At 56.8% G+C, this 14,819-nt stretch carries 12 protein-coding genes; 2 read left to right on the forward strand and 10 right to left on the reverse strand.

Translation table 11 applies throughout. The features are described from left to right. Nucleotides 1-37: 37 nt before the first annotated feature. Together EV681_RS21610 and EV681_RS21615 are read right to left on the reverse strand one after the other, a co-directional pair. Nucleotides 38-3,211 (reverse strand): efflux RND transporter permease subunit, encoded by a 3,174-nt coding sequence (locus EV681_RS21610; RefSeq protein WP_130305206.1) that lies wholly within the window; start codon nucleotides 3,209-3,211, stop codon nucleotides 38-40. Nucleotides 3,212-3,223: 12 nt separating this feature from the next. Further along, entirely contained in the window at nucleotides 3,224-4,438 is a 1,215-nt protein-coding gene (locus EV681_RS21615; RefSeq protein WP_130305207.1) for an efflux RND transporter periplasmic adaptor subunit, read from the reverse strand. A 132-nt stretch (nucleotides 4,439-4,570) separates the two neighbouring features. Between EV681_RS21615 and soxR the strand changes: the two genes are divergently transcribed. Further along, nucleotides 4,571-5,059 carry a redox-sensitive transcriptional activator SoxR gene (soxR, locus tag EV681_RS21620; RefSeq protein WP_130305208.1) on the forward strand — a complete coding sequence of 163 codons (489 nt, stop codon included), beginning with the start codon at nucleotides 4,571-4,573 and terminating at the stop codon, nucleotides 5,057-5,059. A 238-nt stretch (nucleotides 5,060-5,297) separates the two neighbouring features. Here the strand turns inward: soxR and EV681_RS21625 are convergent, their stop codons facing one another. The 8 genes from EV681_RS21625 to EV681_RS21660 all read right to left on the reverse strand — a co-directional run bounded on the left by EV681_RS21625 (nucleotide 5,298) and on the right by EV681_RS21660 (nucleotide 13,845). Next, nucleotides 5,298-6,440 (reverse strand): acyl-CoA dehydrogenase family protein, encoded by a 1,143-nt coding sequence (locus tag EV681_RS21625; protein WP_128396760.1) that lies wholly within the window; start codon nucleotides 6,438-6,440, stop codon nucleotides 5,298-5,300. Then, nucleotides 6,434-7,198, reverse strand: a complete 765-nt coding sequence (locus EV681_RS21630; RefSeq protein WP_128396759.1) for an enoyl-CoA hydratase/isomerase family protein — start codon at nucleotides 7,196-7,198, stop codon at nucleotides 6,434-6,436. The genes EV681_RS21625 and EV681_RS21630 overlap by 7 nt, the downstream gene beginning before the upstream one ends. After that, nucleotides 7,191-8,774 (reverse strand): acyl CoA:acetate/3-ketoacid CoA transferase, encoded by a 1,584-nt coding sequence (locus tag EV681_RS21635; RefSeq protein ID WP_128396758.1) that lies wholly within the window; start codon nucleotides 8,772-8,774, stop codon nucleotides 7,191-7,193. Before EV681_RS21635 ends, EV681_RS21630 begins: the two co-directional genes overlap by 8 nt. Next, entirely contained in the window at nucleotides 8,771-9,514 is a 744-nt protein-coding gene (locus EV681_RS21640) for an enoyl-CoA hydratase/isomerase family protein (protein WP_128396757.1), read from the reverse strand. The genes EV681_RS21635 and EV681_RS21640 overlap by 4 nt, the downstream gene beginning before the upstream one ends. A gap of 21 nt (nucleotides 9,515-9,535) precedes the next feature. Then, nucleotides 9,536-10,867: an FAD-dependent oxidoreductase gene (locus EV681_RS21645; protein WP_128396756.1), complete on the reverse strand. Its 1,332-nt coding sequence runs from the start codon at nucleotides 10,865-10,867 to the stop codon at nucleotides 9,536-9,538. Nucleotides 10,868-10,900: 33 nt separating this feature from the next. Next, the gene (locus EV681_RS21650) at nucleotides 10,901-12,214 is read right to left on the reverse strand and encodes a TRAP transporter large permease (RefSeq protein ID WP_128396755.1); all 1,314 of its coding nucleotides are present in this window, start codon (nucleotides 12,212-12,214) and stop codon (nucleotides 10,901-10,903) included. After that, the gene (locus tag EV681_RS21655; RefSeq protein WP_128396754.1) at nucleotides 12,204-12,689 is read right to left on the reverse strand and encodes a TRAP transporter small permease subunit; all 486 of its coding nucleotides are present in this window, start codon (nucleotides 12,687-12,689) and stop codon (nucleotides 12,204-12,206) included. Before EV681_RS21655 ends, EV681_RS21650 begins: the two co-directional genes overlap by 11 nt. A 127-nt stretch (nucleotides 12,690-12,816) precedes the next feature. After that, a complete protein-coding gene (locus EV681_RS21660; protein ID WP_128396753.1) occupies nucleotides 12,817-13,845 on the reverse strand; it encodes a TRAP transporter substrate-binding protein in 1,029 nt (342 codons plus the stop codon). A gap of 293 nt (nucleotides 13,846-14,138) precedes the next feature. Between EV681_RS21660 and EV681_RS21665 the strand changes: the two genes are divergently transcribed. Further along, nucleotides 14,139-14,807: a GntR family transcriptional regulator gene (locus tag EV681_RS21665; RefSeq protein ID WP_165393170.1), complete on the forward strand. Its 669-nt coding sequence runs from the start codon at nucleotides 14,139-14,141 to the stop codon at nucleotides 14,805-14,807. Nucleotides 14,808-14,819 lie beyond the last annotated feature (12 nt).

Raw genomic sequence — 14,819 nt, forward strand, 5'->3', positions numbered from 1 at the left:
AAGGAGGTTCAAGGCAACATGAGTAGTGTCTCGTCGCTTACGCATGACCCTCCTCCCCAGTACCGCGACTTTGCGCGGGATGTGCTAACCGTGTGCCAGCAAGCTTGCGCAGCGCGACATAGAACACTGGTGTGAGGAAAAGACCGAACACAGTCACACCCAGCATGCCGGAGAACACCGTCACGCCTGTAGCTATCCGCACCTCACTGCCCGCACCAGTACCGAGCAGCAAGGGGACAGAACCAGCGATAAACGCGACCGAGGTCATGATGATCGGGCGCAATCGAAGACGACAAGCTTCCAACGCAGCGTCGACCGTGCCCTTGCCGCTGATCTCCAACTCACGCGCAAATTCCACAATCAGGATCGCGTTTTTGCAGGCCAGCCCTATCAGGACCACCAGGCCAACCTGTACAAACACATTATTGTCACCGCCACTAAGCCACACACCCAGTAGCGCGGCGCAGATACACACCGGCACGATCAGTACTACCGCAAGTGGTAGACTCCAGCTTTCGTATAGCGCGGCCAGTACCAGGAAGGCTAGAATCACTGCCATGGGGAACACCACAAATGCCGCCTTGCTCTGGGAGACCTGCTGGTAGCTCAGGTCGGTCCATTCGAGGGTGACACCGCGCGGCAGCGTCTTGTCCGCGATCTCCTGCAGCTTCTCAAGCACCTGACCTGAAGACAGCACACGCGGATCGGAGTCACCGATCAAGTCAGCAGCCGGGTAGCCGTTGTAGCGCACTACCGGATCGGGACCATAGGTTGGTGTTATGGTTACGAGCGCAGCTAGCGGCACCATCTGGCCATTCTTGTTTCGCACTTTGAGATTGCCGATGTCAGCAGGCTGTTGGCGGTAGGCGCTGTCGGCTTGCGCCATCACACGGTACACGCGGCCAAAGAGATTAAAGTCGTTCACATAGACTGACCCCAAGTTGGTCTGCAGCGTCTCAAACACATCTGTGAGTGCAACGCCCTGGGCCTTGGCTTTGACGCGATCCACGATCACGTCAAGTTGTGGAATGTTGGACTGATAAGAGCTAACGGGATAGCTCATGCCCGGTATCTTGGCGACCTCTGCCTGGAAGGCTAACAGCGCATTCTGCAACGCGCCATATCCCAAGCCTGCACGATCCTGCAGATACAACGAGTATCCCGAACCGTTACCCAGCCCCTGAATCGGTGGAGGCATTAGCGCGTAGGAAAAGCCCGCTTGCACGTCACCAAAGCGCTGGTTCAATTCGGCTGTAATTTGCTGCGCGCTGCGCGTTCTTTCGCCAAAAGGTTCGAGTCCAATGTACGAGTTGGTGATGTTGGGTGTATTCACCTGTTGCAGCGCATTCAGCCCGGCGAATGCCGTCACGCTCTCCACGCCGTCAACCTGCAGCGCCAGGTCATTGAGTTGCCGTGTTACAGCCTCTGTCCGGCCGAGCGAGGCGCCTTCAGGCAGCTTGGCGCCGGCGAAAAGATAGAGCTTGTCCTGCGTGGGGATAAAGCCACCCGGGACAGTCCTGAAAAGCAGCGCAGTGACAGCGAGCAACAGCACATAGACCACGAACACCAGACCACGCCGTCCGAGAGCACGTGATACGATATGATGATAGCCGCCGGAACTACGCATAAAGAAGCGGTTGAACGCGCTGAAGAACCGGCTGAAGATGCGATCCATGCCGCGTGTCAGTGCATCCTTGGGGGCATCACGACTGCGTAGCAGCTTGGCCGCTAGTGCCGGTGAGAGTGTAAGGGAGTTGATTGCCGAGATCACTGTGGAAATGGCGATAGTGACAGCGAACTGCTTGTAAAACTGTCCAGTGATACCGCTCATGAAGGCCATGGGCACGAACACGGCACAGAGCACGAGCGCTATGGCAATAATCGGACCCGAGACTTCGCGCATTGCACGGTGTGCTGCTTCGCGCGGGTTCATTCCGTGTTCAATGTAACGTTCCACATTCTCCACCACCACGATCGCGTCATCGACCACAATACCGATGGCCAGTACAAGGCCAAAGAGCGTTAACGTGTTGATCGAATATCCCAGCAGATACAGGCCAGCGAAAGTTCCGATGATCGAGACCGGCACTGCAACCAATGGAATGACCGAAGCGCGCCAAGTCTGCAAAAACACCACCACCACCAGCACCACGAGCAAGACCGCCTCGATCAGCGTGTGCTGTACGGCCTTGATGGAATCACGTACGAAAACGGTCGGATCCCACACTGCCCGGTACGCTACACCCTCTGGGAACTTCTCTGACAGTTCGTCCAGTTGTGCATAGACTGAATCGGCCACCGCAAGCGCATTTGCACCGGGCGACAGGTAAATGCCAGCTGTCGCCTGCTGATTGCCGTTATAGAGCGCGCGCAGTGAGTAGTCGCCCGAGCCAAGCTCGACCCGTGCGACGTCAGCCAACCGGACCAGTTGTCCCGCTTCGCCGCTTTTGACCACGATATCCTCGAACTGCGCTTGACTACGCAAGCGGCCGCGCACGTTGATCGACAGCAGAAAGCTGTTGTCCTGCGCAGCAGGCTCTGCGCCAAGTTGCCCGGCAGAGACTTGCACGTTCTGCTCGCGCACTGCTCGTACCACGTCACCAGCCGTCAGGCCCCGCGCCGACAGTCGATTAGGGTCGAGCCATATCCGCATAGCATAATCCCCCGCCCCGTAGATTCCCACGTCGCCGATGCCAGTCAGCCGAGACAGGGCATCTTTCACGTTCAGATTGATGTAGTTGCGCAGATACAATGAATCGTAGCGATCATCGGGTGAATAGAAGCTCACATACATCAGCGGCGTGGGTGACTGCTTCTGCGTTGTAATTCCGAATTGCCGCACCTCCTCTGGCAAGCGAGCCTGGACCTGGCTGACGCGGTTCTGTACGCGTACCGCCGCCGTATCTGGATCCACATCCGATTTGAAGGTAACCGTCAGGGCAAGGCTGCCGTCGGAGCCGGCGACCGACTTCATGTACATGATCCCTTCGACACCGTTGACCGCTTCTTCCAGCGGTGTGGCGACAGAATCGGCTATTTCCTTCGGATTTGCGCCCGGATAGCTCGTGCGTACTACGACGCTGGGCGGAACGACTTCGGGGTACTCGCCCGAAGGCAGGATTGGAATGGCGATCAAACCCACCGCGAATATGATCACCGAGAGCACAATGGCGAAAATTGGTCGGTCTATGAAAAATTTTGAAAAATCCATGCGACGGTTCTCCTACTGGCCGGCCGACAGCGTTGCAGACGTAGCGGGCGACGCGTCTGTTTCGATGATGGCAGCCGCAGGCTCCATCGCCACCTTCACAGGCCTCACGATCATGCCTGGGTAGAAAATTTTCTGTATACCGTCGATCACCACCTCGTCGTCCTGGGTCAGGCCAGAACGTACTACACGCAGTCGGCCGACCGCAGCACCGAGTTTCACGTCCTTGCGTAACGCCTTGTGGTCAACCCCAAGGGTGTAGACGTACTTGCGGTCCTGATCGGTCAGCACTGCGCGCTCGTCGATCAGAATAGCCTTGGGCAAGGTACCGCCATCGAGCTGCACGCGCGCGTATAACCCGGGTGTAAACTGCCTGTCCGGATTAGGTAGCAGGGCACGCAAGCGGATAGTGCCGGTCGCGGAGTCTACGTGGTTATCTGTAAAGTCCAGGCGCCCCTGATGTGGAAAGCCCGACTCATTGGTCAGACCCAGATGCACTGTCTGGCCCGAGCCGGCGCGTGCGCCGTTGCGCACCAGATCAAGGTAACGCAGATAACTCTGTTCGTCAGGCTCGAAGTACACATGAACCGGGTCTTGCGACACCACCGTAGTGAGCAAACTTTGGTTCGCTTGCGTGAGATTGCCCGGCGTGAGCTGAGCGCGACCGACGCGGCCGGCGATCGGGGCACGTATCTCCGTAAACTCCAGATTCAGTCGCGCATTGGCCAGCGCTGCCTCTGCAGAGCGCACTTCTGCCTGGCTTTGCGCCTGCTCTGCCATGCGATTGTCTAACTCCTCACCAGAGATGGCATGGCTCACGATCAGCTTTTTCGCCCGCTGAGCCTTAATTTTGGCCAGTTGTGCGGCAGCATTTGCGTGTTCGAGCTGAGCCTGTGCGCCAGTCAGCGCTGCACGGTAAGGCCGCGGGTCAATCACGAAGAGCAGATCGCCACGTCGTACCTCCTGTCCATCGGTGAACGCCACAAGATCCACTATGCCGCTCACGCGCGGGCGCACCTCCACCCTCTGGACTGCGGCGATGCGGCCGTTGAACTCGTCCCACTGCTGAACAGACCTTACCAGTACCGGCGCGACGCTCACTTCCGGTGGCAACGCGGGCGAAGCGCCGGGAGTTGCCTCCGAGTTGCAAGCTGCAAGCGCTACGCATCCGGCAACCATCAACCCATTCGCGAACCTGTGGCCCCATCGTTGCCGAGCACATCTGACCATCTCTATTTCTCCAGGATGTAGACGATGCGGCGCGCGCTGATGAATGTCACCGGCTCTTTCCGCTTGTCCTTGAAATCAACAAGGTGCTAATATAAAAGTTAAAGTTAACTTTAAATCAAGGATAATTTTGGCATGGCCAATCCAATACCCGACCCGCTGGTCACGATCGGATGGGTTTCACAGCGCAGCGGAGTCGCCGCCTCGGCGCTACGCTTCTATGAATCTCGCGGTTTGCTCGAATCAGTTCGGGTCGATAGCGGTCACCGGCGCTACTCGCGCTCAGTGCTGCGACGCATTGCTCTCATTGTGTTTGCGCAGAAGATTGGTTTGACCCTGGACGAGGTAACTGCTGAACTGGCTCACCTGCCCAAGGACCGAGTGCCTGTGGGCGAGGACTGGGATCGTCTTACGCGTCAGTGGCGAAAACGCATCGAAGAGCGTATCGCTCTGTTGCAAACTCTCAACATTGGTTTGGAGGAATGCATTGGCTGCGGCTGCCTGTCGATGAAAAAATGCCTGCTAAGCAATCCCGGCGACCGCGCCGGCCTGAACGGTCCGGGTCCGCGTCGCTGGCTCGGCGATCCTCCTCTGAATTTGACCGAGGAAAAAGAGGCGGGCTAGCTCAAGAGCGTCATAGCGCACACAGGCTTCCAACCCCACCCATTGACCAGTTTCCTGCGCAATGCCGTGCCGATTTGCCGTATCCAGACCGCGCAGGCGCAAACCCAATGCGACATTGTCCTGTGCCCAGAGCATAGTTCTGATCATCCATCGCTTTGGCTGCACTCACCGTGACCTCTGCTGATTCGGCCCACCTCACGACAAGATTTGCGTTTACGCATCGCTCATCGTGACATATCTAATCGAGCAATTCCCGGGCGATCACCAGTCGCTGAATTTCGCTCGTGCCTTCGACGATTTCCAATACCTTGGCCTCTCCTAAAAGGCCGGACACAGGATATTCTTCAAACACGCCGTAGGCACCGTGCACCTGGATGGCCTTCAGCGCAGCCTCCACTGCCAGTTCGCTGGCAAATAGCTTGGTCATGCCGGTCTCATTGCGGAACGGGCGTCCTTCGTCGACCAAAGTGGCCGAGTTACGAACCATCAGCTCCGCAGCATGGATTTTGGTCAGGATATCGGCAAGCGGAAACGATAAACCTTGATGCTCAAGGATAGGCTTGCCCAAGACCTTGCGATCGCGACCAAAGGATTTTGCAAGATCGATAGCGCGGCGAGCCAGGCCCAGCCCGGTCGCGCCGACCAGAATGCGACCCACACTCAGCACCGTCAGCACCTGTTTTAGTCCATCTCCTCGTTGACCGATGAGATACTCCTTTGGGATGCGTACATTATCAAAAAAGAGCTCAACCGAGTCGGCGAATCGCCAGCCAATCTTCTTGGCCGGTTTACCGACGGAAAAGCCAGGTGTACCGACGGGCACGATGAAGGAGGACAGACGCTTTGCGCCCGCGTCCGGGTCAGTAACCGCCACGACGGTCGAAAATCCGTGCAGCGGCGTACCGGCGTTGGTCGAGAACATCTTCTGACCGTTAATCACGTATTCGCTCCCTTGCAGCACAGCAGTGGTTTTCACTCCAGCAACATCGGACCCGCCTTGCGGCTCCGTCACACCAAAGGAGGCGATCATCTTGCCTTCATTGATGGCCTGCAGCCATTGACGCTTTTGGGCGTCGTTGCCGTAGCGGGCAACCAGGGAAGCGGGGGCGCTGTTGCACAAAAAGATTGCCGCAAAGGAAGGCTCTACGCGGGCGAGAAGTTCAGCAACAAGCGCAGCGCCGCGAGTGCCCAGGCCCCCGCCGCCGTACTCAGGGTCGTAGGACGTACCCATAAACCCCATTTGGCCAAAAGCCTTTACCAGCTCGGTCGGAAACTCATGGTCAGATAGGTGCCGGGGCATCGCGGGTGCGAGTTGCTGTTGCGCAAAACGGCGCACAGCTTCAGTAAGCATTCTCTCGTCATCATTAAAATCAATCAGCATTTTGGTTTCCTGTGTTTATTTAAGGTGCTGGCGGCATCGGGATGGGCGCAGTTCTCTACGAAAAAGTGATTGGCTTCGAAATCCATCACCTCGGCATGCGACATCATCTGATTAGCAAAGAAACGTTTAGTGCTCGCTACGGCGGCCCGTGGCAGCGCGGCAAGTCGGGTAGCCAACTCCAGCGCCTTGTCCAGAACCTGGCCATCTGGTACCGTGTAATCAGTGGCGCCCATACCGAGCATGTCTTTGCCGCTTAGTTCATCCAGGCAGAAGCAAAGGTTACGGGCACGCACCCGCCCGACCCGCTCGATTAAAGCGTTCAGCCCCCAGGGTGTCAGCCACCCGTGTGGTACTTCGGGCAAGCTCCACCGTGATTGTTCCCCGGCGACCACCACGTCACAAGAGATGGCCAGGATAAAGCCACCACCGATCGCAAAGCCTTCAACGGCGGCAATAACCGGCTTCTTTACAAAGGCAAACAGGCGCGCCATGTCGCCCGTTTCCTGTTCAAAGCGAGCCATATCCTCCACGCTCAACTGACTAATGAACTTCAAATCGCTACCGGAGCAAAAGCCGTTGTTCTCGCCCTGCAGGACGATCGCTCCCACGGATGGGTCTCTATCCAGTTTTAACAACTGCGCCTTAAGTTCATCGATCAGGGCCTGGTCCATTGCATTGCGGCGAAACCCCCGCTGGATCGTCAGCACCGTGACGGCGCCGTAAGCTTTTACACCGACGACATCCTGAGCATCAAGCATGCGCACTCTCCTCTACAAATAACGCACGGTCCATGATCGCAAGAGGCTCGCGTATGCCAACTGGTGGGAAGTCCATCAAATCGAGCACTTCTCGCTGCAGGTCAATACCGGGCGCGATTTCCTCCAGGATGAGTCCTTCTGGCGTCACGGAGAACACCGCGCGTTCGGTAATAAGCAGCGCATGCTGGCCCTTTCCTACACCTTCGCCAAGCCGGTAAGTAATGTGATCAGCCTGCTTGACGAACTTGCGCGATTGGCCTTCGCGCTCGATCTTTAAACCGGCCTCGTCGGTATAAGATATTTTTAAGCCGCCAGTCGTGAAGGTGCCGGTAAAAACGAGTCGCTGTGCATTTTGCGCGATGTCAATAAACCCCCCTGCCCCCGGGTTCGCCTTGCCAAAGCGGCTGACATTAACGCTGCCGTTCGCATCAAACTGTGCAAACGCCAAGGCGGCGAATTTGCACAGGCCGCCATCAATCAGGTCGAACTGCGTAACGCCATCCACGTTCGCCCGTGGGTTAATGTTGGCAGAGAATTGCCATCCGTTCATGACGACGCCGCCAAAGGAGCCATGTTCCGTTGTGAACCAATAGTCATCAATGTTTGACTCCGTGATCAGACCATCTTCGACCATCACCAGCGGCACGTCCGAGGACGCACCAAAGCCAAATATCGTCAGTTCGTGCTGCTTGACTTCGCGAGCCGCTCGCCTGGCAATGACTTTTGCCGGTGTCTGGGGCAGTCTCTTTAGCGAACTCAGCGGCGCATTCTGGTTACCCAGGTAGGCAGCGTCGGTCGCAATATCCGTCACCATCATCTGTTCAGGATCGACTACGATGTGATCAATGAGCGCCGCAGGGATGCGAGCGCCGACGGCGAGTCGCGAGCCGCGCGGAACGATGCGCTTGACCTGTACGATGACCTTGCCGCCGCACGCCTTCACCGCCATGGCCAGGGCAATGTTCGAGGACAGCAACGGATCCTCTTCAAAGGACAAATTGCCCAGGTCGTCTGAGGCCGTCGCACGAATGATGGCAGTGTCCAGCCTCCACGTCGGATAAAAGAGCAACGGCTCGCCCTCGAATTGCACCTTGCGAACCAGTTCCTCGGTGGCAAGCGTGGTCAGGCGCCCGCCCGTTTGCTCGGGATCGATATAGGTACCGAGCCCGACTCGGGTAAAGTAGCCGGGGCTCTTGCGAGCCACTTCGCGCAGCCAATGCATGCTGGCACCGATAGGCCAGCTATAGGCTTCGATCCGGTTTTCCTGGATAAGCGTCATCAAGGCGGGTCGGGCACCGGTCTTAGGATGGGTCGGATTGACGTATGAACCTGAGACGATTCGCTTCATAAGGCCTTCGGCAGCGACATGATCCATGCCAGGTATGCCCACCGCGTCGCCCGTGCCACACGGGAAGTAAAACGTTAGATTTCGCGGGCTTTGTGTGTCATCAAAGCGTTGGCGCAGGGCTCGTAGTACGGTGTCAGGGGTAATCCAGCCGATGACCCCAACGCTGGCTACGACATCACCATCCTTGATATGGGCGACCGCCTCGGCCGCAGTGCATATTTTGCTCACGCTTTTGCTCCGAATCGCGCAAGCGTCGCCATAGCACGCTCATGCTTGCAGTTATCGATGAAAACCCGGTTTGCACTCGCGTCAAGCGCCTCGCTCGGGCCAGCAACCAAGGGGGCGAAGAACTGCTTGGTAGAGGCCACCGCGGGTTGGGGCATGCCGGCAATAAGACCGGCAATGCGCGTCGCCTCCTCCAGTGACTGACCTTCGTCGATCACGTAGTCTGCCAGGCCAAGCCGAAACACATCGGCGCCGCTTAAGAGTTCATGACCGAAGGTAAGCCGCTTGGCCACCACCGGTCCTACGCGAGACACCAGCGCCTGCAAGCCCCAGGGAGGCAGCCAGCCGTTGGGCACCTCGGCCAGGTTCCATCGCGCTGCGGCGCTCGTGACGATCAGATCGCACGAGCAGGCCAGAATGAAGCCGCCACCAAAAGCATGCCCTTCCACGGCGGCGATGACAGGGGTGTTAAGGAAGGTGATTTTGCGGGCAATGGCGGCGGTGATGGCTTCGTGTTCTGCCATCTCAGCCAGGTTCATTGTGCCCAGTTCCTTGAGGTCACTGCCTGCACAAAAGCTAGGCTGCGCGCCGGTTAGCACGATGGCGCCAACGGAAGTCTCGCGGTCCAGTTCGGCGAACCGACGCTCCAGATCCTCGACCATTGCGCTGCCCAGGGCATTGCGCCGGTTAGCGCGATCCAGGGTGATAATCGCCACGTTGTCCTTGTGTTCTACTTTAATCATGGTTTAATTCTCCTCGTTCGTTCAATCAAGTTGTGCGCCGTCGCGGTTTACCGCTACGCGTACGGCAATGGGATCTATATCTCGGGGCTGTACGTTCTCGTGCACAGCAAGGGCTGCGGCATGGCCGATAGCGTGCCCGTACGAAAAACACTGCGCAGTCACCCGTGCCGAGGCCATGGCTTCGGCTTCAGCCGACAGACATCGCCCGGCCACCAGAAGCGACTCCCCTGCCGACGGCACGAAACATTCGTATGGAATCTCGTAGTAGTCGTTAAACAGCCATTCCAGTTTGGGTATGGCTCCCGCGTGCTGCTCGATGGGCCATGCCGAGCGTGCAATCCCGGAGCGGAACTTGGTTCCCTTAACGACATCGCTGTTGGCCAGCGTGGCCACACCCATGGCTTGGCGACTTTGGCGAATGCCAACTTGCACACCGGTGTCGTTGACATAGGCGTTTTCGCACCCGGCGAGATAGTCGCGGAAAAAGCGCTCGTATTCACGCACCTGCTTGCGGCCCTGAATCTCAGCTTCTGTCAGGTCAGCCGCAACAAGAGGATCCAGGTCGCGGCCGTCTTCGCCCAGGATGCGTGTGCAGTTGCAAAGCAACTGGTCTGGGCGTGGCGTGGGGAACAGGAAGATCTTCTGGCGGGGCAAGGCATATTTCCCGGAGGCATTGGCCTTCTGGATCATCTCGACAACAGGACCAAGAAGCACGCTATTGTCTCCGTAGGTATCCAGGAACCGTTTAACGTCTACGCCATTGATGCGAAAGATCATGGTCGGATTCTGAATAACACCGTTCAAGCTGCGGTAGGTCGGCAATCCTGCCATCGCGGTCACGTCTGCATCGCCACTGGCGTCGATCGTAATCTTTGCTGTGACGCGTAGCTTGCCTTGTTTGGTGTAGGCCACCACGCCAGCCACGCGTTCACCCCCGTCCATCAAGACGTCACTGACGACGGTGTGATAGAGCACCTGAACGCCGCTGTCGGCAAGAAGGTCGTCGCCTACCTCACGCCACTTCAAGGGGTCATGAACCAGGGTATAAGTCTTGCCATAGCGCGTTGGACCGGAAAGACCGCCTCTGGCCTGCATGCGCTGGACGAACTCCTCGGCAAAGCCGTACACCAGACGCACGGGTTCTGCCTTGGGGTCCTGCCGGGCTTCGAATAGACCGCAGATCGTGCCAGACAATCCCGCGACGGCGCCGCCTCCGGCAAAGCCGTAGCGCTCGAGCAGAATGACCTTCAGATTCTGACGCGCTGCTGTCACTGCGGCGGCCACCCCTGCTGCGCCCCCACCAATGACCAGCACGTCTGCCTCCAGCGCGAACGGTTGACGTTCATCTATCATATTTCTCTCCAATTTCAAAGTAGCCAAGCTGCGTTAACCCATGAAGCTCGGTAACCACGTCGCGATCTTCGGGAAGAACATGACGAGCAACAACGCAATGATCTGAAGCCCGATAAAGGGCGCTGTGCCTCTAAAGATGTCACCAAGCGAAACATTGGGCGGCGCTACGGCTTTCAGGTAGAACGCAGCGGGTGCGAACGGCGGGGCCAGGTAGGAGATTTGCATGTTCATGCAAAATAGAATCCCGAACCAGATGGGGTCAAAGCCCAGTGCTTTGATGACCGGCACAAAAATGGGCATCGTGAGTAGCACAATTCCAATCCAGTCGATAAAGCAGCCCAGGATCATGAGGATCAACATCATGAGCGCAATAGTAGCCAAGGGAGGAATGGGCAATCCGGTGATCAAATCCTGCAGGAAGGCGGTGCCGCCCGCCAGCGTATAGACCGACACCAATGCGGAAGCACCAAAGAAGATCCACGTCAACATGGCAACGGTACTTCCCGTTCGTCGAAGCGATTCCCAGACGGCATCGAAGTTCAATTTACCGTTGACGCCAGCCACAATCAGCGAGCCCAGCACGCCTATTGCTGCTGTTTCGGTGGGTGTAGCAATGCCGCTGTATAGCGCACCGAGGACCATCAGTATCAAGCCTACCGGCAGGATCAACGCGCGACCGAGTGCAATCTTTTCCATGATCGGAAGTTCGAGCTCTTCGGGCGGCGCCAAGGGCCCCAGGGAAGGATTCATGTAGCAGCGTATGAGCACATAGGCCAGATACAGTGCAACGAGCAGGAACCCGGGCAGAACGGCAGCGACAAACAAAGTCCCAATGGAAGTCTGCGAGACCAGGCCGTAGACGATCAGAACGATACTGGGCGGTAACATGGTGCCCAGCGATCCACCGGCACAAATTACCCCAACCGATAGGTGCTTGTTATAGCCACGCGCCAACATGGTCGGCAGGCACACCATGCCAAGGACCACGATCTCAGCGCCGATAACACCAACCATGGCGGCCAGTATCGTTGCCGCCAGAAGGCACCCGACGGCCAATCCACCGCGCAAGCGTCCTGACCAAATATGCAGCGCATAAAATAGCCGTTCGACGACGCCCGCCTTCTCCAGGATGCAGCCCATCAAGACGAACAGTGGCACCGAGATCAATGCGTAGTTATTCATCAAAGTGAAGATTCGGCTGACAATGAAATACAGTGTCTCTGGTTCGAAAAGCCAAAGCGTCAACACGACGGCAGTCATCCCCGTCGCGAACGCGAGCGGCATGCCTGTGAAAAGAAGCAACAATAAAATGCCTACTGTTGCGAGGCTAACGATTTCACTGCTCATTACGGACACCCTTTACAGAATCAATGAAGGAGACGACGCTTTGCAGAACCATTAATGCAGCGCCAATAGGAATCGCGATCTTCATGTACGTCGGGGCGAGCGAATTCCATCCGCCACCGGAGCGTTCTCCCATTTCAATCGCGGGCAATGCCTGTTCAACTCCGTAATAAACGATGATCGATAGATAAACGATGGCCAGCAGATGGCCCAAGACATCCATCCAGCGCCGCGTGCGCACCGGCAGCAGGTTGTAGATAACGTCGATGCGCACATGCGAGTTGTTTTTAATGGCATGGGCGCCAGAGATCACGTAGTGAATCCCGACCACCATGATGACAAATTCCAGTGCCCACTCGGTGGGCGTGTGATAGATATAACGGACGATGACGTCGTAGATCATGACAACGAAAACCACGAAGTAAATGGCACTTGCGTAATCTCCGATCTTTTGGTTCAGGTTACTGATAAATCGCATAATTGCTTGCTCCAGAGTGCGCGAGTTGACGCGCTTAGGCTCAGCCAAGAGTGAGCGTGGTGTAACGAGTGGATGCGTGATCAGCGGCGGTTAACGAAAAACCGCGGCTATTGGTCAGCAGGCCAGGTCACTCAATAAGACCCTTGCTGCGAAGGAATTTGACCTGACCGTCAACTGCACGGCGCGACAGATCATTTTTTTCTCCATATTTTTGCCAGATAGCAATGGCGGCGGTACGGAACTTCTTGCGATCATCTGCACTCCAGTCGATGATCTGCACGCCCCGCGCCTTAAGCGTTTGCGCGACTGCGGCATCAGCCTCCTGGAGTTTGGCCACCAGGTCCTGGCCAAAATCCTTGACAGACTGCTCAAGTATCTTCTGCGTCTCGGGGTCTAGCTTGTCCCACACTTTTAATGGAATGGAGACATCACCCGTAGGGGTAGAGTGAATGCCCGGATAGATGACGAACTTGGCTATGTCGTGGAAACCCAGTTCCTCGTTCATGCTGAGCGTGCCCCAGTCGGTCGATTCGATGGTGCCACTATCGAGCGCACTAAAGACCTCGGAGCCTGGCAGATTGATTGGCACGGCTTTGAAGCTGGCAAACAGGTCTGATGACATCCCTTGGGGAAGGCGAATTTTCAGGCCGGCCAGGTCTTCCGGCGAAGCTACTTTACGCGTCGTGGGTAGGGATTCTGCGCCCCACCACACCGCACCGATGGGGTAAAGGCCATAGGGCTTGTACGCCTCGCGCAATAGCTCCAGTCCACCGTGTTCATAGAAATATTCGTAGGCAAGCTTGGGATCGTCGTACGCCGCGTTCAAGTCGCCCAGCACGGCAAATGCCGGATTCTTGCCGCTCCAGTAGACGGTTGCCGGGTGCTGGCCATTGAGGATGCCTCTGGCAACGGCATCGAACGTTTCGTTTGGCCCCACTATTGCACCAGTTGGCAAGGGCGTGACCTTGATCTTGCCATTGGTCTTTTGCGTGACGTCTTTTGCCCAGCGCTCAAACGCCAGTTGAGTGACGGTACCAGACTGCCACAAGCTCTGGACTCGCCAGGTCTGGGGTTGATCTGCTGTTGCCTGCGTGGGTAGCGTTGCAGCCAGTGCAATGGCTAGCGACGCATAAGTACTACGTGAAAATAATTTCATCTAAACCTCTCCTCGGGGAAAATCGTTATTGCTTGTCTCATTGGTGAAGGGGAACGACTTGACGACTTGTAAAAGCATCGAATTTATCTGACATATCAATGCATGCGTGCTAATATATCAGATAATTATTCACTGATATATCAGAAAAATAGATTTTGCGGGTTATCCCCAATAAATCAGAACTTGTGCCCTGAAATCGCATTATTGGTTTTGCTGGAGTGATATATTAGGAAGCAGTGACTTCTTCACTCGGCACCGATATGCCGGCAAGATTGAAACAATGGATAACGTTTATGAGTACAAACCCCACACATGAAAAACCTTTAAAAGACGTCGCCTACGAAGCGCTCGAAAACTTGATCATCCGAGGCCGGATTCGCGGCGGCAGCCTGTTTTCCGAGGCAGAGCTGGCGCAACAGATCAACATTGGCCGCACGCCGGTAAGGGAGGCTTTGCAGCAGTTGGCGCAAGTCGGCCTGGTTACCGTCTTGCCTCGGCGGGGGATCATGGTGGTGGATGTCACCATCGCAATGCAGTTACAAGTGCTTGAGATCCGGCGTCCGCTAGAGCGATTGCTGGCAAGTTGCGCCGCCCTGCGGGCCAACGCCAGCCAACGCGCTGCCATGCTTGAACTGGCCGCGGCAACAGAAAAGAGCGCCGCGGCGGGCGACGGAGACGAGTTCCTCCAGGCAACACGCCGCAACCACGCTGCTCTTGAAGAAGCCTCGGGAAACGAGCTCATTCAAAGTGTCATGTCCTTGGTCCATGCGCGCTCACGGCGATTTTGGTATATCCACTACGAGCGCTGGGGCGACCTGGGCGCCGCCGGCGCCGCGCATGCCAACTTGATGCGTAGCGTCTCGCTGGGAAATGAAGCGGCTGCCATCGAGAATGCCGATCGGCTCGTTGACTATCTGGAGCAGTTTTGCCGCGCGACGATCGAGCCATACGGCAAAAAATGAACTTTTAATCAC

This window comes from Advenella incenata, from assembly GCF_004217095.1.
Lineage (GTDB): Bacteria > Pseudomonadota > Gammaproteobacteria > Burkholderiales > Burkholderiaceae_B > Advenella > Advenella incenata.

Bases quoted from the DNA above. Each gene is read 5' to 3' on its own strand.
- EV681_RS21650 (WP_128396755.1), bottom strand. From the start codon at position 12,214: ATGAGCAGTGAAATCGTTAGCCTCGCAACAGTAGGCATTTTATTGTTG.
- soxR (WP_130305208.1), top strand. From the start codon at position 4,571: ATGGCCAATCCAATACCCGACCCGCTGGTCACGATCGGATGGGTTTCA.
- EV681_RS21640 (WP_128396757.1), bottom strand. From the start codon at position 9,514: ATGATTAAAGTAGAACACAAGGACAACGTGGCGATTATCACCCTGGAT.
- EV681_RS21645 (WP_128396756.1), bottom strand. From the start codon at position 10,867: ATGATAGATGAACGTCAACCGTTCGCGCTGGAGGCAGACGTGCTGGTC.
- EV681_RS21630 (WP_128396759.1), bottom strand. From the start codon at position 7,198: ATGCTTGATGCTCAGGATGTCGTCGGTGTAAAAGCTTACGGCGCCGTC.
- EV681_RS21660 (WP_128396753.1), bottom strand. From the start codon at position 13,845: ATGAAATTATTTTCACGTAGTACTTATGCGTCGCTAGCCATTGCACTG.
- EV681_RS21655 (WP_128396754.1), bottom strand. From the start codon at position 12,689: ATGCGATTTATCAGTAACCTGAACCAAAAGATCGGAGATTACGCAAGT.
- EV681_RS21625 (WP_128396760.1), bottom strand. From the start codon at position 6,440: ATGCTGATTGATTTTAATGATGACGAGAGAATGCTTACTGAAGCTGTG.
- EV681_RS21665 (WP_165393170.1), top strand. From the start codon at position 14,139: ATGAGTACAAACCCCACACATGAAAAACCTTTAAAAGACGTCGCCTAC.
- EV681_RS21615 (WP_130305207.1), bottom strand. From the start codon at position 4,438: ATGGTCAGATGTGCTCGGCAACGATGGGGCCACAGGTTCGCGAATGGG.
- EV681_RS21610 (WP_130305206.1), bottom strand. From the start codon at position 3,211: ATGGATTTTTCAAAATTTTTCATAGACCGACCAATTTTCGCCATTGTG.